This is a genomic window from Microbispora corallina, from assembly GCF_016863035.1.
Taxonomy (GTDB): domain Bacteria; phylum Actinomycetota; class Actinomycetes; order Streptosporangiales; family Streptosporangiaceae; genus Microbispora; species Microbispora corallina.
Map to the genome: position 1 here is coordinate 1 of NZ_BOOC01000039.1, position 23,885 is coordinate 23,885.

30 protein-coding genes are annotated in these 23,885 nt (G+C 73.8%); 16 read left to right on the top strand and 14 right to left on the bottom strand.

Annotated elements, in window-relative coordinates; translation table 11 throughout:
* Positions 1 to 84: 84 nt before the first annotated feature.
* Together Mco01_RS31585 and dhaM are read right to left on the bottom strand one after the other, a co-directional pair.
* Positions 85 to 360: an HPr family phosphocarrier protein gene (locus Mco01_RS31585; RefSeq protein WP_204060511.1), complete on the bottom strand. Its 276-nt coding sequence runs from the start codon at positions 358 to 360 to the stop codon at positions 85 to 87.
* A gap of 53 nt (positions 361 to 413) precedes the next feature.
* Positions 414 to 788, bottom strand: coding sequence for a dihydroxyacetone kinase phosphoryl donor subunit DhaM (gene dhaM / locus Mco01_RS31590; protein WP_204060512.1), 375 nt, complete (start codon positions 786 to 788; stop codon positions 414 to 416).
* Positions 789 to 824: 36 nt separating this feature from the next.
* Between dhaM and Mco01_RS31595 the strand changes: the two genes are divergently transcribed.
* Positions 825 to 1,613, top strand: coding sequence for an IclR family transcriptional regulator (locus tag Mco01_RS31595; protein ID WP_204060513.1), 789 nt, complete (start codon positions 825 to 827; stop codon positions 1,611 to 1,613).
* Positions 1,614 to 1,624: 11 nt separating this feature from the next.
* Here the strand turns inward: Mco01_RS31595 and dhaL are convergent, their stop codons facing one another.
* Genes dhaL through Mco01_RS31610 form a run of 3 tightly spaced genes read right to left on the bottom strand, consistent with a single transcriptional unit; the run spans position 1,625 to position 4,034 of the window.
* Positions 1,625 to 2,251, bottom strand: a complete 627-nt coding sequence (dhaL, locus tag Mco01_RS31600) for a dihydroxyacetone kinase subunit DhaL (RefSeq protein ID WP_239104049.1) — start codon at positions 2,249 to 2,251, stop codon at positions 1,625 to 1,627.
* Between the two features lie 26 nt (positions 2,252 to 2,277).
* Complete coding sequence (gene dhaK, locus Mco01_RS31605; protein WP_036321152.1) at positions 2,278 to 3,270, bottom strand: dihydroxyacetone kinase subunit DhaK; 993 nt, start codon at positions 3,268 to 3,270, stop codon at positions 2,278 to 2,280.
* Entirely contained in the window at positions 3,267 to 4,034 is a 768-nt protein-coding gene (locus Mco01_RS31610) for an MIP/aquaporin family protein (RefSeq protein WP_204060514.1), read from the bottom strand. The genes dhaK and Mco01_RS31610 overlap by 4 nt, the downstream gene beginning before the upstream one ends.
* A 175-nt stretch (positions 4,035 to 4,209) precedes the next feature.
* On the opposite strand from Mco01_RS31610, the gene Mco01_RS31615 reads away from it, so the two are divergent.
* From Mco01_RS31615 to Mco01_RS31635, 5 genes are all read left to right on the top strand, one after another.
* Positions 4,210 to 4,983: a cyclase family protein gene (locus Mco01_RS31615; protein ID WP_204060515.1), complete on the top strand. Its 774-nt coding sequence runs from the start codon at positions 4,210 to 4,212 to the stop codon at positions 4,981 to 4,983.
* The gene (locus Mco01_RS31620) at positions 4,980 to 6,731 is read left to right on the top strand and encodes a thiamine pyrophosphate-binding protein (protein WP_204060516.1); all 1,752 of its coding nucleotides are present in this window, start codon (positions 4,980 to 4,982) and stop codon (positions 6,729 to 6,731) included. Before Mco01_RS31615 ends, Mco01_RS31620 begins: the two co-directional genes overlap by 4 nt.
* Positions 6,732 to 6,814: 83 nt before the next feature.
* Positions 6,815 to 7,552 carry a lysophospholipid acyltransferase family protein gene (locus Mco01_RS31625; protein WP_204060517.1) on the top strand — a complete coding sequence of 246 codons (738 nt, stop codon included), beginning with the start codon at positions 6,815 to 6,817 and terminating at the stop codon, positions 7,550 to 7,552.
* 21 nt (positions 7,553 to 7,573) lie between these two features.
* Positions 7,574 to 7,999, top strand: coding sequence for a PPOX class F420-dependent oxidoreductase (locus tag Mco01_RS31630; RefSeq protein WP_204060518.1), 426 nt, complete (start codon positions 7,574 to 7,576; stop codon positions 7,997 to 7,999).
* 59 nt (positions 8,000 to 8,058) lie between these two features.
* The gene (locus Mco01_RS31635; RefSeq protein ID WP_204060519.1) at positions 8,059 to 8,931 is read left to right on the top strand and encodes an LLM class F420-dependent oxidoreductase; all 873 of its coding nucleotides are present in this window, start codon (positions 8,059 to 8,061) and stop codon (positions 8,929 to 8,931) included.
* A 135-nt stretch (positions 8,932 to 9,066) separates the two neighbouring features.
* On the opposite strand, the gene Mco01_RS31640 is transcribed toward Mco01_RS31635, so the two are convergent.
* The 5 genes from Mco01_RS31640 to Mco01_RS31660 form a co-directional block, all read right to left on the bottom strand.
* Entirely contained in the window at positions 9,067 to 9,867 is an 801-nt protein-coding gene (locus tag Mco01_RS31640; protein WP_204060520.1) for an SDR family NAD(P)-dependent oxidoreductase, read from the bottom strand.
* Positions 9,868 to 9,877: 10 nt separating this feature from the next.
* Positions 9,878 to 10,351: a DUF6789 family protein gene (locus tag Mco01_RS31645; protein ID WP_239104050.1), complete on the bottom strand. Its 474-nt coding sequence runs from the start codon at positions 10,349 to 10,351 to the stop codon at positions 9,878 to 9,880.
* 32 nt (positions 10,352 to 10,383) lie between these two features.
* Positions 10,384 to 10,794 (bottom strand): hypothetical protein, encoded by a 411-nt coding sequence (locus Mco01_RS31650; protein WP_204060521.1) that lies wholly within the window; start codon positions 10,792 to 10,794, stop codon positions 10,384 to 10,386.
* A gap of 312 nt (positions 10,795 to 11,106) precedes the next feature.
* The gene (locus tag Mco01_RS31655; protein ID WP_204060522.1) at positions 11,107 to 11,523 is read right to left on the bottom strand and encodes a CBS domain-containing protein; all 417 of its coding nucleotides are present in this window, start codon (positions 11,521 to 11,523) and stop codon (positions 11,107 to 11,109) included.
* 139 nt (positions 11,524 to 11,662) lie between these two features.
* Complete coding sequence (locus tag Mco01_RS31660; RefSeq protein ID WP_204060523.1) at positions 11,663 to 12,193, bottom strand: copper chaperone PCu(A)C domain-containing protein; 531 nt, start codon at positions 12,191 to 12,193, stop codon at positions 11,663 to 11,665.
* Positions 12,194 to 12,353: 160 nt separating this feature from the next.
* Between Mco01_RS31660 and Mco01_RS31665 the strand changes: the two genes are divergently transcribed.
* The 9 genes from Mco01_RS31665 to Mco01_RS31705 all read left to right on the top strand — a co-directional run bounded on the left by Mco01_RS31665 (position 12,354) and on the right by Mco01_RS31705 (position 17,709).
* Positions 12,354 to 12,683 (top strand): putative quinol monooxygenase, encoded by a 330-nt coding sequence (locus Mco01_RS31665; RefSeq protein WP_204060524.1) that lies wholly within the window; start codon positions 12,354 to 12,356, stop codon positions 12,681 to 12,683.
* 169 nt (positions 12,684 to 12,852) lie between these two features.
* Positions 12,853 to 13,584, top strand: coding sequence for a TetR/AcrR family transcriptional regulator (locus Mco01_RS31670; RefSeq protein ID WP_204060525.1), 732 nt, complete (start codon positions 12,853 to 12,855; stop codon positions 13,582 to 13,584).
* Positions 13,585 to 13,604: 20 nt separating this feature from the next.
* A complete protein-coding gene (locus Mco01_RS31675) occupies positions 13,605 to 14,888 on the top strand; it encodes a cytochrome P450 family protein (protein ID WP_204060526.1) in 1,284 nt (427 codons plus the stop codon).
* Between the two features lie 42 nt (positions 14,889 to 14,930).
* Positions 14,931 to 15,359 carry a hypothetical protein gene (locus Mco01_RS31680; RefSeq protein WP_239104051.1) on the top strand — a complete coding sequence of 143 codons (429 nt, stop codon included), beginning with the start codon at positions 14,931 to 14,933 and terminating at the stop codon, positions 15,357 to 15,359.
* Entirely contained in the window at positions 15,353 to 15,586 is a 234-nt protein-coding gene (locus Mco01_RS31685; protein WP_036321124.1) for a helix-turn-helix transcriptional regulator, read from the top strand. Before Mco01_RS31680 ends, Mco01_RS31685 begins: the two co-directional genes overlap by 7 nt.
* Positions 15,583 to 16,554, top strand: coding sequence for an NAD(P)-dependent alcohol dehydrogenase (locus tag Mco01_RS31690; RefSeq protein WP_204060527.1), 972 nt, complete (start codon positions 15,583 to 15,585; stop codon positions 16,552 to 16,554). The genes Mco01_RS31685 and Mco01_RS31690 overlap by 4 nt, the downstream gene beginning before the upstream one ends.
* A 40-nt stretch (positions 16,555 to 16,594) precedes the next feature.
* On the top strand, positions 16,595 to 16,978 hold the full coding sequence (locus tag Mco01_RS31695) for a TraR/DksA family transcriptional regulator (protein WP_204060591.1): 384 nt from the start codon (positions 16,595 to 16,597) through the stop codon (positions 16,976 to 16,978).
* Positions 16,979 to 17,044: 66 nt separating this feature from the next.
* Positions 17,045 to 17,287, top strand: a complete 243-nt coding sequence (locus tag Mco01_RS31700; RefSeq protein ID WP_204060528.1) for a hypothetical protein — start codon at positions 17,045 to 17,047, stop codon at positions 17,285 to 17,287.
* On the top strand, positions 17,284 to 17,709 hold the full coding sequence (locus Mco01_RS31705; protein ID WP_204060529.1) for a type II toxin-antitoxin system VapC family toxin: 426 nt from the start codon (positions 17,284 to 17,286) through the stop codon (positions 17,707 to 17,709). The genes Mco01_RS31700 and Mco01_RS31705 overlap by 4 nt, the downstream gene beginning before the upstream one ends.
* A gap of 41 nt (positions 17,710 to 17,750) precedes the next feature.
* On the opposite strand, the gene pruA is transcribed toward Mco01_RS31705, so the two are convergent.
* Positions 17,751 to 19,376 carry an L-glutamate gamma-semialdehyde dehydrogenase gene (pruA, locus tag Mco01_RS31710; protein ID WP_204060530.1) on the bottom strand — a complete coding sequence of 542 codons (1,626 nt, stop codon included), beginning with the start codon at positions 19,374 to 19,376 and terminating at the stop codon, positions 17,751 to 17,753.
* On the bottom strand, positions 19,376 to 20,287 hold the full coding sequence (locus tag Mco01_RS31715) for a proline dehydrogenase family protein (RefSeq protein ID WP_204060531.1): 912 nt from the start codon (positions 20,285 to 20,287) through the stop codon (positions 19,376 to 19,378). Before Mco01_RS31715 ends, pruA begins: the two co-directional genes overlap by 1 nt.
* 83 nt (positions 20,288 to 20,370) lie before the next feature.
* Between Mco01_RS31715 and Mco01_RS31720 the strand changes: the two genes are divergently transcribed.
* A complete protein-coding gene (locus Mco01_RS31720) occupies positions 20,371 to 21,414 on the top strand; it encodes a PucR family transcriptional regulator (RefSeq protein ID WP_239104052.1) in 1,044 nt (347 codons plus the stop codon).
* On the opposite strand, the gene Mco01_RS31725 is transcribed toward Mco01_RS31720, so the two are convergent.
* Positions 21,411 to 22,697 (bottom strand): family 16 glycosylhydrolase, encoded by a 1,287-nt coding sequence (locus Mco01_RS31725; protein WP_204060533.1) that lies wholly within the window; start codon positions 22,695 to 22,697, stop codon positions 21,411 to 21,413. The genes Mco01_RS31720 and Mco01_RS31725 overlap by 4 nt on opposite strands.
* Positions 22,698 to 22,784: 87 nt before the next feature.
* Positions 22,785 to 23,834: a glycosyltransferase gene (locus Mco01_RS31730; protein ID WP_036321112.1), complete on the bottom strand. Its 1,050-nt coding sequence runs from the start codon at positions 23,832 to 23,834 to the stop codon at positions 22,785 to 22,787.
* Positions 23,835 to 23,885 lie beyond the last annotated feature (51 nt).

Sequence of the window (23,885 nt, forward strand, 5' to 3'; positions counted from 1 at the left end):
CGCACCCGAAGTCCCGTGGCGCGGCGGTCCACGACCGCCGCGCCACGGCGCTGCTTCCCGGCGGGCGCCGCGCCCGGCCCGGCCTCAGGCGCCGAGGACGGCGCCCAGGGCGGCAAGGGCCTCGGGGGCGTCGGAACCGGTGGCCCGCAGCGTGACGGACCCGCCGCCGGTCGCCCCCAGGCTCATGACGGACAGGACGCTCCGCACGTCGGCCGCGCGGGAGCCGTACGAGATCGTCACGGACGAGGCGAACGCGGCGGCGACCTGGGCGAGCGTGCTCGCGGGACGCGCGTGCAGATCCTCGGTCAGAACGATCGAGCGCTCGGCGGTCTCCGGGAGCGGCTCAGGGCGTGCGGACATGCCGTGCCTCCTCGGCGGGGACGATCGAGCGCCCGGCGGTCTGCGGGAGCGGCTCAGAGCTTGCGCACATGCCACGCCTCCTCGGCCGCCGCGAGGACGCCGTCCAGTGAGGCCCCGCCGCCGGCCGCGACCACCGCGCTGATCGCGCCCTCGACGAACGGGACGTCGGCGATCACGACGGATCCGGGGCTCTCCAGCAGCCGCGCGGTCAGCACGGAACTGCCGAGGTCGGGGATGAGGACCACCCCGTCGCCGCGGTCCACGTCCTTGATCGCCGCCGCCACCTGGTCGGGGCTGGTCCCCAGGCCGCCGTCGTCGGTGCCGCCCGCCGCCGCCAGCGGCACCCGCGCCCCGCCGATCTGCCGGGCCAGCGCGGCCACCTCGGCGGCCAGGCCGCTGCTGTGGGAGATGAGTACGATGCCAACCATTCGGTCTTCCTGAAGTTCGTTCGGCATAATCGAAAAGTGATCCAATCGGTGGAGCGCGCCGCGCTCATCCTGAAGGCTCTCGGGTCAGGCACCCCCAGACTGGGCGTCACCGAAATCGCCGAGCGGGTCGGGCTGGCCAAGCCGACCGTGCACGGCCTGCTCCGCACGCTCGCCGCGTGCGAGCTCGTCGTCCAGGACTCCGACACCGGGAAGTACGCCCTCGGGCCCGCCGTGCTCCAGCTCGGCAACGCCTACCTGGACGGCTCCGAGCTGCGGGCCAGGAGCCTGCTGTGGGCCGACTCCCTCGCCCAGCGGGTGAACGAGGCCGTCTGGGTCGCCACGCTCTCCGGGACCCGCGTGATCGTCCTGCACCACGTGTTCCGGCCGGACGACGTCGTCCAGATCCTGGAGGTCGGGGCCGCGATCCCGTGGCACGCCTGCGCGCTCGGCCACGCCATCGCCGCCCACGACCCCCGCCGCGAGGAACTGCTGTCGGACGACCTCCCCCCGTTGACCGGGCTGACCAGGACGACCCGGCCCGCCCTGGAGGAGGCGCTCGCCGAGGTGCGCCGGCGCGGCTACGCGGTCGAGGACCAGGAGGCCGCGCTCGGCGACGCGGGCGTCGCCGCCCCGGTCTTCGGCCGCGACGGCACGCCCGCCGGCGCGGTCGGCGTCGTCGGCCCGGCGGAGCGGCTGCTCGACCCCGCCCGCCGGGACGCGATCACGCTGGCCGTCCGCGAGACCGCCCGCGCGCTCTCGCGCGACCTCGGGGCGCCGCGCTCGATCTCCCCGCACCCGGCGTCCCCCGGGGGCTCGGCCGCCTGACGGGCGCGCCCTCATCGGGATCCGGCGGCCCTGAGCGCCCCGAGGATCAGCGCGGTCGAGGCGGCCCCCGGGTCCTCGTGCCCCACGCTCCGGGGCCCGAGGTAGCTGGCCCGCCCCTTGCGCGCCTGCAGGGGGATCGTCGCCTTGGCGCCCTCCTCCGCCGCGGCGGCCGCGGCGTCGAGCGCCTCCTCGGTCTTCAGGCCCTCCTGTACGGCCCGGGCCAGCGCCCGCACGGCCGGGGCGAGCGCGTCGACCATGGTCTTGTCGCCCTCCGCCGCCGCCCCCAGCCGCTGGACGCCTGACAAGGCCGCGTTCAGGGCGTCGGCGAGCCGGCCCGGCGACACCTCGGCCGTGTCGCCGAGCAGCTTGCCCATCTCCCGGAACGCGGTGCCGTACAGGGGGCCGGAGGCGCCGCCCACCTTGCGGATCAGCGTGGAGCCGACCAGGACGAGCAGGGCGCCCGGGGTCTGCGGGGAGGCCCCCGCCAGCGCCTCCCCGGCCGCGGCGAAGCCGCGGTCGAGGTTGGCGCCGTGGTCGGCGTCGCCGATGGCGGCGTCCAGTTGGGTCAGGTGGTCGCGCTGGGCCCGCACGGCCGAGGCGATCTCCTGGATCCAGGCGGCGAAGAACTGCGTGTTCAACAGGGACTCCAGAGGGTCGAGGGCGGTCAGCGGCCCCAGCGCAGCGCCGGCGTCTCCACGGGCGCGTCCCAGAGCCGGGTGAGCTCGTCGGTCAGCGAGCAGGTCGTCACCGAGAAGCCTTGCATGTCGAGACTGGTCACGTAGTTGCCGACCAGGCTGCGCACGGGCGTCGCCCCCTTCTCCGCGAGATAGGCGGCGACCTCGGCGAAGACGATGTAGAGCTCCAGGAGCGGGGTGCCGCCCATGCCGTTGACCAGGACGAGCGTCTCGCCGGACAGGGGGAGGTCGTCGTTGATCGCGTCCATGGCGATCCGGGCGATCTCGCGGGCCTCCCGGTGGGGGGCGCGGGTGCGGCCGGGCTCGCCGTGGATGCCGATGCCGAGCTCGATCTCGGTGTCCCCGAGCTCGAAGGTGGGCTTGCCCGCCGCCGGAACGGTGGAGGGGGTCAGCGCCACGCCGAACGACCGGCTGCGGTCGTTCACCTCCTTGGCGACCCGGGCCACCTCCGCGAGCGGCGCCCCGGTCTCGGCCAGCGCTCCGGCGATCTTCTCGACGAACAGCGTTGCGCCGGTGCCCCTGCGGCCGGCGGTGTAGAGCGAGTCCTGGACGGCGACGTCGTCGTTGACCAGCACGCTGGCCACCTCGACGCCCTCGTCGCCGCTGAGCTCGGCGGCCATCTCGAAGTTGAGCACGTCACCGGTGTAGTTCTTCACGATGTGCAGCACCCCGGCGCCGCCGTCGGCGCCCTTGGTGGCCTCGATGAGCTGGTCGGGGACGGGGGAGGTGAAGACCTCGCCCGGGCAGGCGGCGTCGAGCATGCCGTACCCGACGAAGCCGGCGTGGAGGGGCTCGTGCCCGGAGCCGCCGCCGGAGACCAGGCCGACCTTGCCGGGGCGGGGGGCCTGGGCGCGGAACACGACCTTGTTCTCGACGTCCACCCGGAGGGAGGGGTGGGCGGCGGCGATGCCGCGCAGCGCGTCGGTGACGACCGCGTCGACGCCGTTGATCAGTTTCTTCATGATGCCGTCCCTACTGCAGCTGTGCTCTTCACCTGTGCCCTGGTGCGTGTCGCGGCGAGCGCCGCGTACGCGGCGGCCCCGAGCAGGCCGCCCGCGAGCTCCCCGATCAGGTAGGCGGGGAACTGTTCCCATGCGACCCCGCCGCCGAACGCGGCGTCAACCAGGAAGGGGCCGGCGTAGCGGGCCGGGTTGATGGCCGCGCCCGTCGCCGGGCCGACGATGATGATGATCGCGAAGACGATCGAGCCGATGGCCATGGGCGCCCACCCCGGGACCGCCCGCCGGTCGAGCACCCCGAAGATGACGAAGACCAGCATGAACGTGCCGATGCCCTCGATCAGCGTGCCCCGGGCGAAGCCGACCTGAGCGGCGTAGGCCGTCACGCCGCCCCCGGCCGCGCGGGCCGCGTCGGCGCCGAGCGTCACGAAGATGCCCAGCCCGCCCGCGACGGCCCCGGCGACCTGCGCCAGGACGTACCCCGGCACCTCGCGCCAGGGGAACCGGCCGGTGGCGGCGAGCGCGACCGTGACGGCCGGGTTGACGTGGGCGCCGGAGATGTGCCCGATGGCGTACACCGTGCCCACGATGACCAGCATGAACGCGAAGCTGATGACGCCGAGTTGCGCCATCGAGAACGGCACCTTGGTGCCGGCGGCGATGACGCCGGTGGCGGCGGCGGAGCCGGCCCCGACATACACGAGGAATGCCGTGCCGAGCAGTTCGGCGAGGAGCTTCTGGAGGGTGGAGGGGGGTGAGTCGTTCATGGGACCGTCCCGGTGGTGAACGTCGTTCGACGATGTCGAACGGGATTTCATAGAAGTTAAATCGGGAGCCCACGCGCGTCAAGGCCCGAGCCCGACCGCGCGGTGTGGCGCCGCATATGGCGCTCCGCCCGCGCTGTGTAGGAGGATCTGTGCGTCCTGACCGATGGGAGGCGGCATGTCGCTGTTACGGGATCTGGTGGAGGCCGTCAGAGGCGGCGGGATCGAGGTGCTCGACCTGACCGCGCCGCTGGGGGAGAAGACGCCGATCCTGACCCTGCCCGAGCCGTTCGGGCAGACCGTGCCGTTCACGTTGCAGGAGATCAGCCGGTACGACGACCGAGGCCCGGCGTGGTACTGGAACAACTTCACGACCGGCGAGCACACCGGCACGCACTTCGACGCGCCGATCCACTGGGTCTCGGCGCGGGAGGGCGAGGACGTCGCCCAGGTGCCGCCGTCCCGGCTGGTCGCGCCCGCCGTGGTGCTCGACTTCGCCGCCGAGGCCGCCGCCGACCCCGACTTCCTGCTGGAGGTCGAGCACGTCGACGCCTGGGTGCGCGAGCACGGCCCGCTGCCGGACGGCGGCTGGCTGCTCTACCGCACCGGCTGGGACGCCCGCGCGAACGACCAGGCGGAGTTCCTGAACGCCGACGACACCGGCCCCCACACCCCGGGCATCTCGGTCGCGTGCGCCCGCTACCTGGCGGAGGAGACGCCCATCCTGGGGATCGGCGTCGAGACGGTCGGCACCGACGCCGGGGCCGCGCACTCCTTCGACCCCGCGTTCCCGTGCCACTCGTTCCTCCTCGGGGCCGGCAAGTACGGCCTGACCCAGCTGCGCAACCTCGACCGGCTGCCGCCGACCGGGGCGGTGATCCTCGCAGGGCCGCTGCCCATCACCGGCGGCTCCGGCAGCCCGGCCCGCGTCCTCGCGCTGGTGGAGCGGTGAACGTCGCCGAGGCCGTGGGCGCCGTCCTCGCCTCCCTCGGCGTCCGGGCCGCCTTCGGCGTCGTCGGCAGCGGGAACTTCCACGTCACCAACGCCCTGGTCGCCGGCGGCGTGCGGTACGTCGCCGCCCGGCACGAGGGCGGGGCCGCGACCATGGCCGACGCCTACGCCCGGATGAGCGGCACGGTGGCCGTGCTGACGGTCCACCAGGGCCCCGGGCTCACCAACGCCCTGACCGGGATCACCGAGGCCGCCAAGAGCCGGACCCCGCTGCTCGTGCTGGCCCCCGAGGCGGCCTCGGCACGGTCCAACTTCGCCCTCGACCAGGCCGCGCTGGCCGCCGCCGTCGGCGCCCACGGGGCCCGGGTCGGGTCGGCGGAGACGGTGGTCGACGACACCGTCATGGCCTACCTGGCGGCCCTGCTCGGCCGCCGCACGGTCGTGCTCACCCTGCCCCTCGACGTCCAGGCCGAGGAGCTGCCCGAGGAGGCCGTGCACGCCGTACGGGACCTGCGGGCGGGCCGGGGCGGCGCGCACCGGAAGGCCGCGAGCCGGATAGCGGGGCCGTGGGGCCTGACGTTCCCCGCCGAGCGGGACGCGTCGGGGGGCGAGCCGGAGGACCTGCCGGGAGAGCCGTCCGACGCCATGACCCGGCTCGCCGGGCTGCTCGCCCGCGCGGAGCGGCCGGTCTTCGTCGCGGGCCGCGGCGCGCGCGGCGCCCGGCGGGAGCTGGAGGCGCTCGGCGAGCGGGTCGGCGCGCTGTTCGCCACGTCGGCCGTCGCGAAGGGCCACTTCCACGGCAGCCCGTGGGACCTGGACGTCATCGGCGGGTTCGCCTCGCCGCTCGCCGCCGAGCTGGTCAGCGGCGCCGACCTGGTGGTCGGCTGGGGTTGCTCGTTCACCATGTGGACCACCCGCCACGGCGCGCTCATCGGGCCGGACGCGACGGTCGTCCAGGTCGACCTCGATCCCGACGCGCTGGGCGTGAACCGGCCGGTCGACCTCGGGGTGATCGGCGACGTCCGGGAGACGGCCCGCGCCGTCGGCGCGCTCGTGGACGGCCCCGCCCCGGCCGGCGACCCGTCCTCCCGGGGCTACCGCAGCCCCGCGCTCGCCGAGCGCATCGCCCGCGAGGTGCGCTGGCGCGACGTGCCGTACGAGGACGCGACCGGTGGCGGGCGCATCGACCCCCGCACGCTGACGATCGGCCTCGACGACCTCCTCCCGGCGGAGCGGGTGGTGGCGGTCGACTCCGGCAACTTCATGGGGTACCCGTCGATGTTCCTCGCGGTGCCCGACGGGAGCGCCTTCTGCTTCACCCAGGCGTTCCAGGCGATCGGCCTCGGCCTCGCCACGGCCATCGGGGCGGCTCTCGCGCAGCCGGACCGGCTGCCGGTCGCCGCGCTCGGCGACGGGGGAGCGCTGATGAGCGTGGCCGAGCTGGAAACCGTGGTGCGGCTCGGGCTGCCCATGGTCGTGGTGGTCTACGACGACGAGGCGTACGGCGCGGAGGTGCATCACTTCGGGCCGCACGGCTTCCCGCTGGAGACGGTCACGTTCCCGCCGGTCGACATCGCGGAGATCGCGCGGGGCTTCGGCTGCGCGGCCGTGACCGTGCGGGACGAGCGGGACCTGGGCGGGGTGGCCGAATGGCTGAAGGGCCCGCGCGACCGGCCGCTCGTGGTGCACGCCAAGGTCACCGGCGACGCGCCCTCATGGTGGCTGGAGGAGGCGTTCCGCGGCCACTGAGGGTCCCCGGCGCTGAGGGTCCGCGGCCATCGGACTTTCTTCGCGGGGCGCGGGTTACGGCTCGGTAGGTTACGGTTCCAGGCATGGCTGAGTTCGTGTACCGGCCGGTCATCCGCACCGCGCTGACCGCCTTCAGGCTCCTCGACCTGCGCATCGGGATCGAGGGGGCGGACCGCGTCCCCCGCACGGGCGGGGCCGTGCTGGTCGCCAACCACGTCAGCTACCTCGACTTCGTCTTCGCCGGGCTGGCCGCCCTCCCCTCGGGCCGCCTGGTGAGGTTCATGGCGAAGAAGGAGGTGTTCGCCCACCCCGTCTCCGGGCCGCTCATGCGGGGCATGCGCCACATCCCGGTGGACCGGTCGGCCGGCGCGAACGCCTTCCAGGCGGCCGTACGGGCGCTGGAGGCGGGCGAGGTGGTGGGCAACTTCGCCGAGGCGACGATCAGCCGGTCGTTCACCGTCAAGGACATCAAGAACGGGCCGATCCGCATGGCGGCCGAGGCCGGGGTGCCGCTGATCCCCGTGGCGCTGTGGGGCGGGCAGCGGCTCTGGACCAAGGGGCGGCCGCGCCGGCTGCTGCAGCGCCACGTGCCGATCACGATCCTGGTGGGGGAGCCCACGCACCCGGCACCCGGCGACGACGTCGCCGAGCTCACGGCCGACCTGCGCCGCCGCATGTCCGCCCTGCTCGACGAGGCCCAGCGGGCCTACCCCGAGCAGCCCAAGGGCGTGTGGTGGCAGCCCGCCCACCTCGGCGGCACCGCGCCCACCCCGGAGGAGGCGGCCGCCCTCGACGCGGAGGGCAGGCGCCGGAAGGCGTAGCGCACGGCCTAGGGTCGAGTCATGGAACGGATGACAGACGCCGAGTGGCGGGCGTTCGCCGCGGAGGGGACCCGGACCGGCAAGCTGGGGATCACGCGGGCCGGCGGACGGCCCCACGTGACGCCCATCTGGTTCGCGCTCGACGGGGACGACGTGGTGTTCACCACCCACGAGTCCGGTGTGAAGGCCAAGGTGCTGCGCCGCGACCCCCGCGCGACCCTCTGCGTCGACGACCAGCGGCCGCCCTACTCGTACGTCATGATCGAGGGGGAGGCGGCGCTGTCGGCCGATCCGGAGGAACTGCTGCACTGGGCGACCGTGATCGGCGGCCGGTACATGGGCGAGGAGCGGGCCCGGGAGTACGGCGAGCGCAACGGAGTCCCGGGGGAGTTCCTCGTGCGGCTGCGGATCGGCAAGGTGATCGCGTACCGGGACGTCGCGAGCTGATCGCCGAGGCGTATCGCTCGGCGCCGGTGTCGTGTAAGCATGTAATCAGGAGGTGCTTCGTGAAGGTTGGACTGCAGATCCCCGATTTCACATATCCCGGCGGGCCCCCGACGCTCGGGGCCGACCTGGCGGCCATCGCTCGGACCGCCGACGACGCCGGCTTCGCCACCGTCGCGGTGATGGACCACTTCTTTCAGATCGGCGCGGTCGGGCCGCCCGAGAACGACATGCTGGAGGCCTACACGACGCTCGGCTACCTGGCCGGCCACACGTCCCGCGCCAAGCTGCTCACGCTCGTCACCGGGACCGTCTACCGGCTCCCCGGCCTGCTGGCCAAGACGATCAGCACGCTCGACGTGCTGTCCGGCGGCCGTGCCTGGCTCGGCATCGGCGCGGCGTGGAACGAGGAGGAGTCCCGCGGCCTGGGCTTCCCGTTCCCGCCGGTCGCCGAGCGGTTCGAGCGGCTGGAGGAGACGATCCAGATCTGCCTGCAGATGTGGGCGGGCGACGAGCAGCCGTACACCGGGCGGCACTACCAGCTGGAGCGGCCGCTCAACCGGCCGCAGCCGCTGACCCGCCCGCACCCGCCGATCCTGATCGGGGGCGGCGGCGAGAAGAAGACGCTGCGCCTGGTGGCGCGGTACGCCCAGGCCTGCAACCTGTTCCCGACGCCGGACCTCGCCAGGAAGCTCGACGTGCTGCGCGCCCACTGCGAGGCGGAGGGCCGCGACTACGACGACATCGTGAAGACGGTCTACTACCGGTTCGACGCGGGGGAGAAGGGCGAGAACGCTCAGCAGATCGTCGACGACCTGGGCCGCCTCGCCGAGCTCGGCTTCGGGGAGGCGCTCGGCGCCGTACGGGACGCGCACCGGCTGGAGCCGCTGGAGGTCATCGGCTCCGAGGTCATCCCGGCCGTCGCGTCCCTCTGACCGCGGGACGCGGAGGGGGCGGCGGTCTCCGCCGCCCCCTGCAGTAACTGCGCGGTACGGCCGTCCGCGGTTCCGGACCGCCGGGGCGGTCCTGTCACGAACGGCGCGGTCACGGAGCGGCGGTGTCGGGCGTGCTCACTTGTCGCCGGAGCCGGGTTCGGACATGCGGCGGTGCATGGCCGCCTTCACGGTCTCGGGCGTGACCTTGCTCGCCGCGCCCTGGACCTTGTTCATGAACGAGCCGGCGATCACCCGGTCGTCGCCCTTCATCAGCGCGTCGAAGCCCTGACGGGCCACCTCGGCGGGGTCGTCCTTCGAGCCGGACCCGACCTTGGTGTCCTCCATGCCGGCCCGCTCGAAGAACTCGGTGTCGGTCGGGCCGGGTAGCAGCGCGGTGACCGTGACCCCGGAGTCCTTCAGCTCGTTGCGGATCGCCTGCGAGAACGACTGGACGAACGCCTTGGAGGCGGCGTAGACGGCCTCGAACGGCCCGGGCATCAGCCCGGCGATCGAGGAGGTGAACAGGATCCTCCCCTCGCCCCGGCCGACCATGTCCTCGGCCACGCGCTTGGCCAGGTGGACGGCGGAGGTCACGTTGAGCTCGATGACCCTGAGCTCGTCGCGCAGCGAGGTGCCGCCGGCGAACGCGCCGCCCGCGCCCACGCCCGCGTTGATCGCGACCGCGTCGAGCGGCCGCCCGGCGGAGGTGCTCTCGGCGTAGACCCGCTCCACCTCGTCGTACTCGGTGAGGTCGGCCGGCACCGCGGTCACCCGGCCGCCGTACTCCTCGAGGGACAGCGCGGCGGAGGCGAGCTCGGCGTCCTCGGCGGTGATCACGAGGTCGTACCCGTGCTGGGCGAACTGCCGCGCGAGTTCGAGGCCGATGCCGCTTGAGGCTCCGGTCACGAGCGCGAGCGGCCTGGTCGGTGTCGTCATGTCCTGCTCCCTATGGTTGCGTTGCTGCCGTCCCCCGCCGGCGGAGCCGGTTGAGGGCCAGGGCCAGCGCGGCGCCGTACACCACGTGGCCCGCCGCCATCACGGCCGGGCGGCCCGGCTCGGGGTCGCGGGAGATCGGCGGAAGGATGTCCATGGCCGGGACCCAGCCCTCGTAGCTGGTCACCCAGATCAGCAGGCCGTAGCCCACGCCGAGCGGCAGCCGGACGCGGCCGTCCCGGGCCAGCAGCCCGAGCAGCGCGCCGGATCCCATGCCGAAGGCCAGATGGGCGCCGGCGCCGAGGGCCTTCTCACCCCTCTTGGGCCGTCGCCGGTGGCCGGGGAGGGCCGCCCGGACGATGTGCCTGGGCGGCTGGCCCGGCAGCAGACCGGCCCGCTCGCCGGCGAGCATCACCGCGCTCATCGCGCCGGTGGCGAGCAAGCCGGCCGCGGCGCCGCGGGCGACGTGGCGGATCACCGGGATCACTGCCGCTCCTCCTGTCTGGTCGTGAGGGGGCGTCACCGCCGCGTGGACAGATGTCCGGCGAGCGCCGCGGGGTCGGCGACGGTCACGGTGAGCCCGGGGTGGCGCAGCAGCCCGAACGGGTCGCCGCCGCGCACGGGCTCGCGGAAGCGGACGCACAGCCCGCTCCGCGTGTTGGTGGCGAACGTGAGCCCCCGGTCGGCGAGGGACACATGCGCGCCGATCGCCTTCCACGGCGTGTACGGTCCGGTCGTCTCCGCCCCCACGATGTTGTCCAGGGACGTCTCGACCACCCAGGGCCCGAAGCGGACCCGCAGGGTGCCCCGGCCGACCAGCACTCCCGCCGTGGCGGGCGTGACGCCCAGGACCGTCAGCACGGGCGAGTAACGCGGGTCGAAGTCGAACAGGAAGCGCTCCCGCTTCCCCGGCCGTTCGTTGTCGCTCATCGCCGTCTCCGCTCCTCGGTCGCGCGGCGCCGGGTCGCCCCGGGCCGTACGGGTGCCGTCGCGGCGGCCCGGGAGGGGACGCGCTGCGGCGGCGTACGGGCGCCATACCCTCCTCCGGAGGGCCAAACGGGAACCGCGCGGATCGGCCGTCCGCGCCGGGCGGGCGATCCGGACGCGCGAAGCCCCGGCCGGGGGGCCGGGGCTTCGCGGCGGTGTGAGCCCGCGTTCACGCGTGCGGTGCGCGCCCGAGGTGGGCGGTGCGTGCCCGCGTTACGGGCGCCGTGGGTGCCCGTGCCGGGACGGCGACAGGCGTCAGTCGGTGGTCAGCGCGTCCACCAGGTCGCCGACCGGCGAGTCGGGGAGGGCGCGGGCCACGTCGGCCAGCGCGACGATGCCGACCAGGCGGTGGCCGTCGATGACCGGCAGCCGCCGGACCTTGTACGAGGCCATCGTGCGCAGGATCTCCGCCGCGTCGTCGTCGGCGCCGATGGTGACGGCCTCGCCCTGGGCGAGCTCGCCGGCCAGGCACGACTTCGGGTCCCTGCCCGTGGCCAGGACCTTCACCACGATGTCGCGGTCGGTCAGCATGCCCTTGAGGCGGTCGTCGGTGCCGCAGATCGGCAGGGAGCCGACGTCGAGGCGGGCCATCTTCGCGGCGGCGTCGAGGACGCTCTCGTCCTCGTTCACGCACTCCGCGCCGGGGGTCATGATCTCGCGTGCGACCGTCATGTCACTCCTTCCGTCCGAAATGTTCCGGAAATCCGGCTACCCCTCATCCCTCGCCGTACACGACACCGTTCGTTTTGTTCGGGGTCATCCTGTGATCGCGGTGGTCGTGCTCAAGATCCCGTAGTGCGGTCCTCCCCGGTCACGGCGACGGGGTGGGCGACGGAGCCGGTGAGGCCGACGGCCAGGGGGAGTAGGTGGCCCGCCAGTCCGTCGGCGGCAGCACGGGGACCTGCACCGTCGTGCTCCCCGCGTGCTCGAACGTCAGCCGCATGGGGATCGCCGTGCCGCTCCACAGCGGCCTGAGGAGGCCGGTCATCAGCGCCTGCGGCGCCGGCGTCCCCCCGACGAACCCGTTCGGGGGGACCGCGAGACCGCCGGCGGGCAGGGTCGCCCCCTGGAACACGCCGGGCGCGCTCACCGACACCAGCCTGTCGGCCGCCGCGCCGTCGTTCAGCAGGGCGAGGTACATCGGGACCGAGGCCCCCGGCTGGAGCGGCCGCCCCGGGGGCCCGCCGATCAGGAAGGCGTTCCTGAGCTTGACCCGCCCGAGGTCGGCGTTGGCGCCCTCGTTCTGCGGGATCACCTGGGTGTTGTAGTCCTGCTTGAGGTCGGAGCAGGCGGGCGCCGTCAGGGCGGCGGCCGCGAGGACCGCGGTGAGGATAGGGCGCATGGCCACCTCGGCTCGATAGTCCTGTCCGGTCCGGCAGGCGTACCCCGTCCGCGCCGCCTCTACCGCGAGGACGGCCCGGGCGATCCGGGGGGAGGCCTGCCAGGACGGGGACGTCGCTGTGATGTGATCGGGGGCCGTAGGACATGAGGAGGAAAACGAGATGATCTTCATCGCCGCGAAGTTCCGGGTGCTGCCGGAGTACGCCGACCGGTGGCCCGAGATCGCGGGTGAGTTCACCCGGGCCACCCGGGCCGAGCCGGGCTGCCTGTGGTTCGACTGGTCGCGCAGCGTCGAGGACCCCGAGGAGTACGTGCTGGTGGAGGCCTTCCGGGACGACGAGGCGGGCGCCGCCCACGTCGGGTCGGAGCATTTCCGGCAGGCCCAGCGGACCCTGCCCGCCCACCTCGCGGAGACGCCCCGGATCGTCAACACCACGATCCCGCAGGACGACTGGTCGCTCCTCGGCGAGATGACCGTCGACCGGGCCTGACGCGTACACCCGCCCCGGAGACCCGAGCCCGAGACCTGGAGACCCGACCCGGGGATCCGCGGCGGGGTGACCCTCGCGGACGGACCGCCCTGCCGTTGCCCCCGGCTTCGGCGCGTCGTATCGTCGACTGTATGACCGGATTCGTCAATCTGGTCACGAGGGAGGCGTCGTGACGGAGGCCGACCGGCGGACGGCCGTCCCCGCGGGCGCGGGGCGCGACCGGCGGACCGAGTGGATCCTGGACGCGGCCGGGGAGCTGCTGGTCTCCCGCGGGTACCGGCGGGTGACGATCGAGGAGGTCGCCCGGCGCGCCGGGGTCGGCAAGGGCACGGTCTACCTGCACTTCCCCGGCAAGGAGCTGCTCTTCCTGACCGTGCTGATGCGGGCCCAGAGCCGGATGATCGACCGGTTCGTCCGTCAGGCGGGGGACGACCCCTCGGCCGTCCTGCTGAGCAGCGTGGCCAGGTCGGCGTACCTGTGGGTGCACGAGGAGCCGATCGCCCGCGCCGTGCTCATCGGGGACGTGGAGACGCTGGGCACGCTGAGCAGGAGCGCCGCCCGGGACACCGGCGACCTGCTGACCGTGCGCGAGCGGACCGTCGACGCCCACTTCTCCGCGCTGCGCGAGCACGGCCTCGTCCGCGACGACCAGCCGTTGGAGCTGCAGCGGCACGCGTACGAGGCGATCCTGACCGGGTACCTCATGATCGAGCCGATGACCCCGGGCGCGGCGCCCGACGTGCCCGCCGCCGCCGGCATGCTCGCCCACGTCGTCCGCTCGGCCTTCGAGATCCCCGGCGACCCGGGGGCGGCGCGGGCCGCGGCGCCCCGAGTCGCCGCCGCCTACCGGCGCCTGCTCGACCGCCTGCACGAGGAGATGCGCAGGCGGACACTCATCTGACCAGCCCCTGGAGGGCATACATGAGCACTCCCAGCACGGTCGGCCACCCCGTCAACCTGATGGACCCCGAGCTGATGCGCGACCCGTTCCGCGGGTTCTCCCGCATCCGGGAGCTGACTCCGGTGACGCGGGCCGCGTTCCCCGGCCAGAGCACGCCGATCTGGCTGATCACCCGGTACGACGACGTGGCGGCGGTGCTGTCCGACCACCGCTTTGTCAACGACCCCGCGAACGTCCCGGGGACGGACGCCCCCAACGTCCGCGAGGAGCTGCTGCGGGTCCGCGGCATCCCGGCCGAGTACGCCCGGTTCGTGCTCGACACCGTGCTCGACGCCGACGGCCACGACCACATCCGGCTGCGCAGGCTGGTCTCCCGCGCCTTCACCGCGCGCCGCGTCCAGGAGCTGCGCCCCCGCGTGGAGGAGATCAGCGACCGCCTGCTGGACGCGCTCCCCGGCCGGGCCGAGGACGGCGTCGTCGACCTCGTCGAGCACTACGCCTACCCGCTGCCGATCACGGTCATCTGCGAGCTGGTCGGCATCCCCGAGGAGGACCGACCGCTCTGGCGGGGATGGGGCAGGGCCCTGGTCAGCCAGCGGCGGGGAGCGATGACCGAGCCGCTGCGCGAAATGATCGGCTACATCCGCGGCCTGATCGCCCGCCGCCGGGCTGAGCCGGCGGACGACCTGCTCACCGGCCTGATCCGCGCCCACGACGAGGACGGCGACCGGCTGTCCGACGACGAGATGATCACCATGGTGCTGACGCTCGTCCTCGCCGGCCACGAGACCACCGCGCACCTCGTCGGGAACGGCATGGCCGCCCTGCTGGCCCACCCGGACCAGCTCGCGGCCCTGCGGGCCGACCCGGCGCTGGCTCCTCTCGCCGTCCACGAGCTGATGCGGTGGTGCGGCCCGGTGCAGGGCACCCGGTTCCGCTACGCCGCCGAGGACGTCGAGATCGCCGGCACGCGCATCGGGCGCGGCGAGCCGGTGATGGCCGTGCTGGTGTCCGCCAACTACGACCCCCGCCGGTTCGACGACCCCGAGCGGCTCGACATCACCCGGCAGACGGACGGGCGGCGTGAGGTCCACCTCGGGTTCGGGCACGGCCTGCACTACTGCCTCGGCGCCGCGCTGGCCCGGCAGGAGGCCGAGGTCGCGTTCACCGCGCTGCCGCGCCGCTTCCCGCGGATGGAGCTGGCCGTGCCGCCCGAGGACCTCGAACGCCAGCTCCTGCCCGCAGCGTGGCGGCTGGCCCGGCTCCCTCTGCGGCTCGACCGCGGGCTCGGGAGCGCGATGTAAAGAAAAGTAGACACGAGGTCCGTTTCGTTTTACATTCGGGGCGTGCCCTTCGAAGAGAAGCTCGCGTGGATCATGGCGACGGTCTCGGCCGTCGCCTACGCGGCGTACGTCGTCCTCCTCCTCGGCAGGGCGGGCCCGGTCCCGCTCGCCGAGGTGCCGTACGTGCCGCTGATGCTGGGGACGATCGGCGGCGCCATCGCGGCCCAGATCGTGCTGCGAACGGTGGCGGCGGCCCTCGCCCCCGAGGACGCCGGGATGAAGGACCAGCGCGACCGGGAGATCAACCGGTTCGGCGACCACATCGGCCAGTCCTTCGTGGTCACGGGGGGCGTCGCGGCCTGCGGGCTGGCCATGGCGCGGGCGGACCAGTTCTGGATCGCCAACGTGCTCTACCTGGCGTTCGTACTGTCCGCGATCCTCGGCTCCGTCGCCAAGATCGTCGCCTACCGCCGCGGCTTCTGGCCGTGGTGAGGCCGACCAGGGTCACCAACTCGATCCGGGCCCTCCGCTTCGCCCACGGCGAGATGACCCAGGCGGAGCTGGCGTCCCGCATCGGGGTGACCCGCCAGACGGTCATCGCGATCGAGCAGGGCCGCTACTCGCCGTCCCTGGAGATGGCCTTCCAGATCGCGCGCGTGTTCGGCGTCCCGCTCGACGACGTGTTCCACTACCCCGACGAGCCCGAGGAGGCCTCGTGAAGGCGATCGTCCAGGACGCGTACGGCCCGCCCGACGTGCTGGAGCTCAGAGACGTCCCGATCCCGTCGCCGGGGGACGGCGAGGTGCTCGTGCGGGTGCGCGCGGCCGGCGTGGACGCCGGGGTCGTGCACCTCACGACCGGCCTGCCGTACCTGCTGCGCCTGGCCGGTTTCGGGCTGCGCGCGCCGAAGGTCCCCGTCCGCGGCATGGACGGGGCGGGCGTCGTGGAGGCCGTCGGGCCGGGCGTGACCCGCTTCCGGCCGGGCGAGGAGGTGTTCGGGGTCTGCCAGGGCTCCTTCGCCGAGTACGCGCTGGCCCGGCAGGACAGGCTCGCGGCCAAGCCGGAGGCGCTCACGTTCGAGCAGGCCGCGGCCCTGCCGACGTCCGGGCTGACCGCCCTGCACGGCCTGCGCGACCGCGGCCGGGTCCGTGAGGGCCAGCAGGTGCTGGTCATCGGCGCCGGAGGCGGCGTGGGGACGTTCGCGGTGCAGCTGGCCGGGGTGTTCGGCGCGCGGGTCGCCGGGCTGTGCGGCCCGGGCAAGGCCGATCTCGTCCGCTCGCTCGGCGCCGCGGACGTCTTCGACCACACCCGCGTGGACGTCGCGGACCTGCCGTCCCGGTACGACCTGATCCTCGACATCGCGGGCAACCGCCCGCTGTCGCGGCTGCGGCGGGCCCTCACGCCCCGGGGGACGCTCGTCCTCATGGGCGGAGAGGCGGGCGGCAGGTGGACCGGCGGCATGGGCCGCCAGCTCCGGGCCGCGCTGCTGTCGCCGTTCACGCGCCGGCGGCTGACCTCCCTGCTGTCGCGGCCGCGCGAGGAGGACCTGCGCCTCCTCGCGGAGCTCGCCGGGTCGGGCCGGGTCACACCGGTCGTGACCGGGACCTTCCCGCTCGCGGACGCCCCCGAGGCCGTCCGGCGCCTCGCCGCCGGCCACGCCTCCGGCAAGATCGTCGTCATCGTGTGAGGCGGGCAGGCCCGGCGCCCCGGCGTACGCTGGCCGTGTGATGGCCGAACAGCCGTCCCGCGCGCTGTCCGCGTCGGACGAGGCGGCCCTGCGGGATCTCCTCGCCGCGGAGCGCGCGGCCGCGGTCACCCGGATCGGGGTGCTGACGCGGGCCTGGGACGACATCGTCGCCTCCTCCTCGCTCGTGGCCGTCGACGACGAGCACGATCCCGAGGGCGCGACGATCGCGTTCGAGCGGGCCCACGTCCAGGCCCTGCTCGACCAGGCCAGGAGTCAGCTGGCCGACCTGGACCTTGCGCTGGAACGGCTGGGCCGGGGCCGCTACGGCACCTGCGAGCGCTGCGGGCAGCCCATCGCCCTCGAACGGCTCCGGGCCCGTCCCGCCGCGACCACCTGCGTCCACTGCACCCGCCCCCGCCGCTGAACTCCCGCCCTGCGGCCGTGGTCGCGGCCCCGGCGCCGTTACGGCGAGGTGCGTACACTGGCGGACATGACGGCTGCCCATGATTACGAGGAGATGCATCACCTCGTCGACCGGCTTCCTCCCGCGGGGGTGCGGCGGCTGCGGTTGCTTGTCGAGGCCGACCCTGAACTGGCCAGGTTCGTGGAGGAAGGCGAGGGCGAAGACGCGAGCCGCCGGCTCTCGTTCATCGGGCTTGGAGCCTCAGGCCGATCGGATGTGTCGGAACGGCATGACGAGATCCTCCGGGAGGGGTTGGATCGTCTCCCGTGACGGTCACCCTTGTGGACACCGGCGTGCTGTACGCCGCCATCGATCGGTCGGACGCGTATCACTCGGTGTCGGCTCGGCTGCTCTCCACGCTCCCCGGCCGGTTGCTCGTACCCACGACGGTACTGGTCGAGACCTCCTGGCACGTGGAGAAGAATCTCGGCGGCAAGGCGGAGGCGGCGTTCCTGGCGTCGCTGGCGCAGGGGGAGCTGGAGCTGACCGAGCTCCTTCCCGACGATCTCCACCGGGCGTCGGAGCTGGTCGAGACGTACGTGGAGCTTCGCCTCGGACTGGTGGACGCCTCAGTGGTCGCGCTGGCAGAACGGCTGGGAGTGCACCAGGTGGCGACTGTCGACCGCCGTCACTTCACGGTGATCCGCCCGTGCCACGTGGCCGCGCTGACATTGCTCCCCGCCACCTTGTGATCCGCCGGACGCCCCGCGCCGGGGCGCCCGGCGGAGGGGGGTCAGCCCATGTAGGGGTAGCGGTGGTCGGTCGGCGGGGCGAACGTCTCCTTGATGGTGCGGGCGTTGACCCAGCGGATCAGGTTGAAGATCGAACCGGCCTTGTCGTTGGTGCCGGAGGCCCGGGCGCCGCCGAACGGCTGCTGGCCGACCACGGCCCCGGTCGGCTTGTCGTTGACGTAGAAGTTGCCGGCGGCGAAGCGGAGCCGCTCGGTCGCCGCCGCGATGGCGTGCCGGTCCTGCGCGATGACCGCGCCCGTCAGCGCGTACGGCGACACGCCCTCCATCTGGTCGAGCACGGCGTCGTACGACGCGTCGTCGTAGACGTGCACGGCCAGGATCGGCCCGAAGTACTCCTTGACGAAGATCTCGTCGGCCGGGTCGGAGCACTCCAGCACCGTGGGGCGGACGAAGTAGCCGGCGGAGTCGTCGTACGAGCCGGTCAGGACCTCGATCGAGTCGGTGGCACGCGCGCGGTCGAGGGCCTCCCGGTGCTTCGCGAACGCCCGGGCGTCGATCACCGCGCCCATGAACGTGGACAGGTCGCCCGCCACGTCGCCGACCGTGAGCGACTCGGCGAGGGAGACGAAGTCGTCGCGCATCCGCGACCAGATCGAGCGCGGCACGTACGCGCGGGAGGCGGCCGAGCACTTCTGGCCCTGGTACTCGAACGCGCCCCGGATCAGGGCGGTCGACAGCACCTCGGGGGACGCGGACGGGTGGGCGACCACGAAGTCCTTGCCGCCGGTCTCGCCCACGAGCCTCGGGTAGCCGCGGTAGCCAGTGATGTTCTCGCCGACCGTGCGCCACAGGTGCTGGAACGTGGCGGTCGAGCCGGTGAAGTGGACGCCCGCGAGCTCGGGGTGGGGGAGGGCCACCTCGGACACGGCACCGCCGTTGCCGGTCACCATGTTGATCACCCCGGGGGGCAGCCCGGCGGCCTCCAGCAGGCGCATGGTGAAGTGGGCCGCGAACTGCTGCGTCGGCGACGGCTTCCAGACGACGACGTTGCCCATGAGGGCCGGCGCGCACGGCAGGTTGGCCGCGATCGAGGTGAAGTTGAACGGCGTGATCGCGAGGACGAAGCCCTCCAGCGGCCGGTACTCCATCCGGTTCCACACGCCGGGTGACGACAGCGGCTGCTCGGCCAGCAGGCGGCGGGCGTAGGAGACGTTGAAGCGGAAGAAGTCGATCAGCTCGCAGGCCGCGTCGATCTCGGCCTGCTGGACCGACTTCGACTGCCCGAGGACGGTGGCCGCGTTGAGCGTCGCCCGCCAGGGGCCGCTGAGCAGGTCGGCGGCCTTCAGGAAGACGGCGGCGCGCTCCTCGAACGGCAGCGACCGCCAGGCCGGGGCCGCGGCGCGCGCGGCGTCGACGGCGGCCTGGACGTCACCGGCCGTCGCGTCGGCCGTACGGCCCAGCACCGCGGCGTGGTTGTGCGGCTGGACCACGTCGATCGGCCGGCCGCCGGCCATCCGGCTCTCGCCGCCGATCGTCATCGTGAGGTCGAGGCCCGTCCCGGCGAGCTCCTTGATCCGGCTCTCCAGGGCGGCGCGCTCGGCACTGCCCGGGGCGTAGCCGTGCACCGGCTCGTTGGCCGGGACCGGGACGTCGGTGATCGCATCCATTACTTACCCCTCAGAGCGCGCAGGAAGAAGGCGACGTTGGCCGGGCGCTCGGCCAGGCGGCGCATGAAGTAGCCGTACCAGTCGTCGCCGTAGGGGACGTAGACCCGCACCCGCGACCCGGCCTCGGCGAGCGCGAGCTGCTTGTCGGTCCTGATCCCGTAGAGCATCTGGAACTCGTACGCGTCGCGGTCGCGGTCGTGCCGGTCGGCGAGGAGCTCCGCGATCGCGATGAGCCGGTCGTCGTGCGTGGCCACCATGGGGTAGCCCGTGCCGGCCATGAGCACGCGCAGGCACCGGACGTACGCCCGGTCGACCTCGCCCTTGCTCTGGTACGCGACGGAGGCGGGCTCCCGGTAGGCGCCCTTGACGAGCCGCACGCGCGAGCCGGCGAGGTCGCGGCAGTCGGCCTCGCTGCGGAACAGGTACGCCTGGATCGCCACCCCGGTCTCCGGGAAGTCCTCCCGCAGCGCCCGCAGGACCTCCAGGGTCGAGTCGACCGTGGTGTGGTCCTCCATGTCGAGCGTGACCGTCGACCCGCAGTCGCGGGCGGCGGCGCAGATCTGCCGGGCGTGCTCCAGCGCCATCGCCTCGTCGAGGCGCTGCCCGACCGCCGACAGCTTCACCGAGACCTCGGCCCGGCGGCCGAGCCCCAGCGGCGCCAGCGCGTCCAGCAGGGAGACGTACGCCTTGGCGGCGGCGCGGGCGGTCGCGGCGTCGCGGACCTCCTCGCCGAGGTGGTCGATCGTGACGGCGAGCCCCGCGGCGGTGAGGCGGCGGGTCGCCTCGACGGCGTCCGCGGTCGTCTCGCCCGCCACGAACCGGTCGACGACCTTGCGGGTGACCGGGAGTCCCGACACCGCCCGGCGGGCCAGCGGGCTCCGCGAGCCCGCGAGAAGCAGGGAACCGAGCATGTCCACAGGCTAAATCCGCACGTCACCCAGGTTCCACGGACATCCGCCACAGGCTTTTCCTACAAATGCACAACAATGTCACCATGCAGGACATCGTCGATGAGATCTCCCGGTTGCTCGACGCCTCGGTCACCTTGGAGGACCGTTCGTTCAACCTCCTCGCGTACGGCGCGCAGATCGGCGACGTCGACCGGGTCCGGCAGGAGTCGATCCTGCGCCGGCGCGCCACGGCGGAGGTGCGCGCCCACTTCGAGGCGTACGGCATCGCCACGGCCACCGCGCCGGTGCGGATCCCCGGCCTGCCCGGCATGCTGGGCCGCGTCTGCGTACCCCTGCGGCAGGGCGGCGTGACGTACGGGTACCTGTGGCTGATCGACTCGGGCGCGCTGACCGACGAGCGCCTGGCCGCCGTGGCCCCTCTCATGGCCCGGGCGGCGGCGCTGCTGGCCCGGGAGGCCCGCGGCCGGCACGCCCCGCTGCGGGCCTTCTTCTCCACCGACCCGGCCACCCGGGCCTCGGTGGCGGTGGACGCGGAGGGGCCCGTGGCGGCGGTGGCCGTGCGCACTCCGGCCGACGACGCCGACGGTCCCTGGACGCTGCCGCGCGGCGTGCTCGCCGACCCCGACCTCGGCGAGCCGCTGCTCGCGGTCCTCGCACCCGCCTCCCAGGCGGGGGAGGTCGCGCGGCGGATGCAGGGCCTGTACGGCACGGCCGCCGGCGTGGGGGGAGTCCGCGACGACGCCCAGGAGGCGTGGGAGAGCTGGCGGGAGGCGCTGCTCGCGCTGCGGGTGGCCGAGCACGTCCCCCGGCAGGGCCCGGTCGCGAGCTGGCCGGACCTCGGCGCCTACCGCATGCTGGCCCGGCTGTCCCACCGGGACCTCGCCGACCTCGCCGGCGAGTCGGCCGCCCTGTGGGCCGCCGGGGGCGACCTGGCCGGCTCCGTCGAGGCGTACCTGGACCACGCCGGGCAGGTGAAGGAGACGGCGGCACTGCTGGGCGTGCACCGGCAGACGCTGTACTACCGGCTCGGCAAGGCCGAGCACCTCACCGGCCTCGACCTCGCCGACGGCGAGGACCGCCTGCTCCTCCACCTGTCGCTCAAGGCCGCGGCCCTGACAGGTCCCTAAACCCCGGCGGGGGCGCGGTAGACGCGGACCCAGTCGACGTACATGCTGACGGTCTTCGGCGTCGAGGCGTTTCGGCAGGGCGACCACTGGTTGCAGACCACGTCGTTCTGCAGGGTCAGGCCCATCCGCTGGGAGCGGGGGATCCGGTCGCCGGTGTAGTTCCAGACCATCGTGCCGTCGAGCCAGAACGTCAGCCGGTCGGGCAGCCAGTCGACCGCGACCGTGTGCCACTGGGTGAAGTCGGCGCGCATCTCGTTCTGCGCCTGGCCCTGCTCACCCTTGTGGACGTAGATGCCGCCGGTCTGCCGGGTGGGGTCGATGATCTCGGTGAAGTCGATCTCGCTGTACTCCGGGTCGTTCTGCCGCTCGGGCCACAGCAGCGCGACCGCGCTGTAGCCGGCGCCCTTCTCGGCCCGCAGCCGCACCTCCCACCGGCCGTACTTCTGGGTGATGGAGCTGGCGACGCCGCCGGACAGGTCCTTGCCGCCGTAGAAGCCGCCCGTCATCTTCAGCACGCCGCCGCCGACGCTCGTGGCCTGGTACGTGCGGGGGTTGACGCTCGCGTTGGGGGAGTCGTAGACGCTCCACCGGCTCTGGTCGATCCGGCTGCCGTCGAAGTCCTCGACCAGGATCGGCTGACCCCACTGGGCGCCGGTGGTGGTCCCGCTCGAGGAGCCGCCCGAGCCGGTGGACCCGGCCGATCCGCCCGAGCCGCCCGAGCCGGTGGACCCCGCGCCGTCGGACCCGGTGGACCCGCCCGCGCCGGCCGATCCGCCCGCGCCCTGGGAGCCCTGGGAGCCCTGTGATCCGGAGCCTCCCCACCCGGACGACGGGCGGGAGGGGTGCGGCCGCGGGGGGCGGGTCTCCTGGCCGCCGCCCTGCACCTCGGGGATCGGCTCGATCCCGGACGGCGGCTGGTCGGAGATCACGTAGTCGTTCCCGCCGGGCTCGGGCTCCGGCTCCACGATGTCGACCCGCTTGGGGTGCGGGCGCAGCCGCGCCGGGGCGGCCAGCCGCAGCGGCGGCTCGGGCGTCGCGGTGGGGGACGGCCGGGGCGGCGTGCTCCGCGTCGGGGAGGGGACGGGAGAGGGGGTGGCCTCAGGCTCGCTCACGGGCTCGGAGGCGGTGGGCACCGCGGCCGGGGTGGCGGTGACGGTCGCCCCGTGACCGCCGGCCGACGCGGCGGTCGCCTGCGTCCCGGACTCGCCGGCGGCGGTGAAGACCTTCGTGGAGTCTGCGCTCGAACACGCGGTGGCGGCGGCGATGAGCGTCGCCGCCGCCACGGCTAAACCAGGCCCATGAAGTGACATGGACGCATCTAATCACAGGATTTCACTTCAATAACGGCATAATGCCGATTGCGCAACCGCTCAGGCGCAGGTGCGCTCGTAGACCCGCAGCAGCTCGGCGCTGATGCGCTCGACCGAGTAGCGGGAGCGGGCCCGGTCCGCGGCGGCGTACCCGATGGCGGTGCGGAGGGTGGCGTCGCCGAGGAGCCTGCGGATGCGGGCGGCGATCTCCAGCGGCCGGTCCGGGCGGATCAGGTAACCGGTGACGCCGTCGACGACCGAGTCGAGGTGGGCGCCCGAGGCCGAGGCGATGACCGGGATGCCGCAGGCCATGGCCTCCAGCGCGGCCGTGCCCGTCGGGACGGTCGACGGCAGCGACAGGACGAGGTCGACGCTGCGCATGAGCTTCGGCATCGCGGTGTGCGGCACCTCGCCGAGCATCTCGACGCGCTCGGCGACCCCGCGCTCCTTGGCGAGGATGCGCAGGCGCTCGACGCTCGGGTCGTCGCCGCCCGCGACGACCAGCTCGGCCTCGGGGACGGCCCGCAGCGCGTTCACCGCGCTGGCCGCGCCGACGTGCCCGACGTGCAGCAGCCGCGGCCGGTCTCCGCGCGGGAACGCCGGGCCCTGGCGGCGGAAGCGCTCGATGTCGACGCCGTGGGGGACGACCGAGATGTTGCGCCGCGGGACGCCCATCCGGATCAGCTCGTCCTCCTCGTCGGCGCAGTTGGCGATGACGGCCCGGGCCCGGCGGCCGATGGCGCACTCCAGGCGCCGTACGGGGGCCGGGGTGGCGGCGTCGCCGTGCCCGTGGAACGTCTGCGTGACCGGCACCCCGAGGCCCTCGGACCCGGCGATGGCGGCCAGGCCGCTCGACCACGAGTACGCGTGGATGATGTCCGGGCGGTGCTCCCTCCATCGGCTGCGCAGCCCGGCGCTGAAGTCCGAGATGTACGGGAGGAGGTCGCTCTCCGACAGCTCGACGTCGGGGCCGGCGGGCACGTGCTCGACGGCGGCGCCCTTGACCCTCGAACGCGTGTACACGGTGACGTGGTGGCCGCGGGCCAGCTCGCGGGCGATGGCGGGAGTGTCGGGCGTGAGCTCGTGAGCAGAGACGATCGCGATATCCATGGCACACCTCAAGACAGGAAGGCGCTTGAAAAGGTGTGCCTGCGTCCTAGG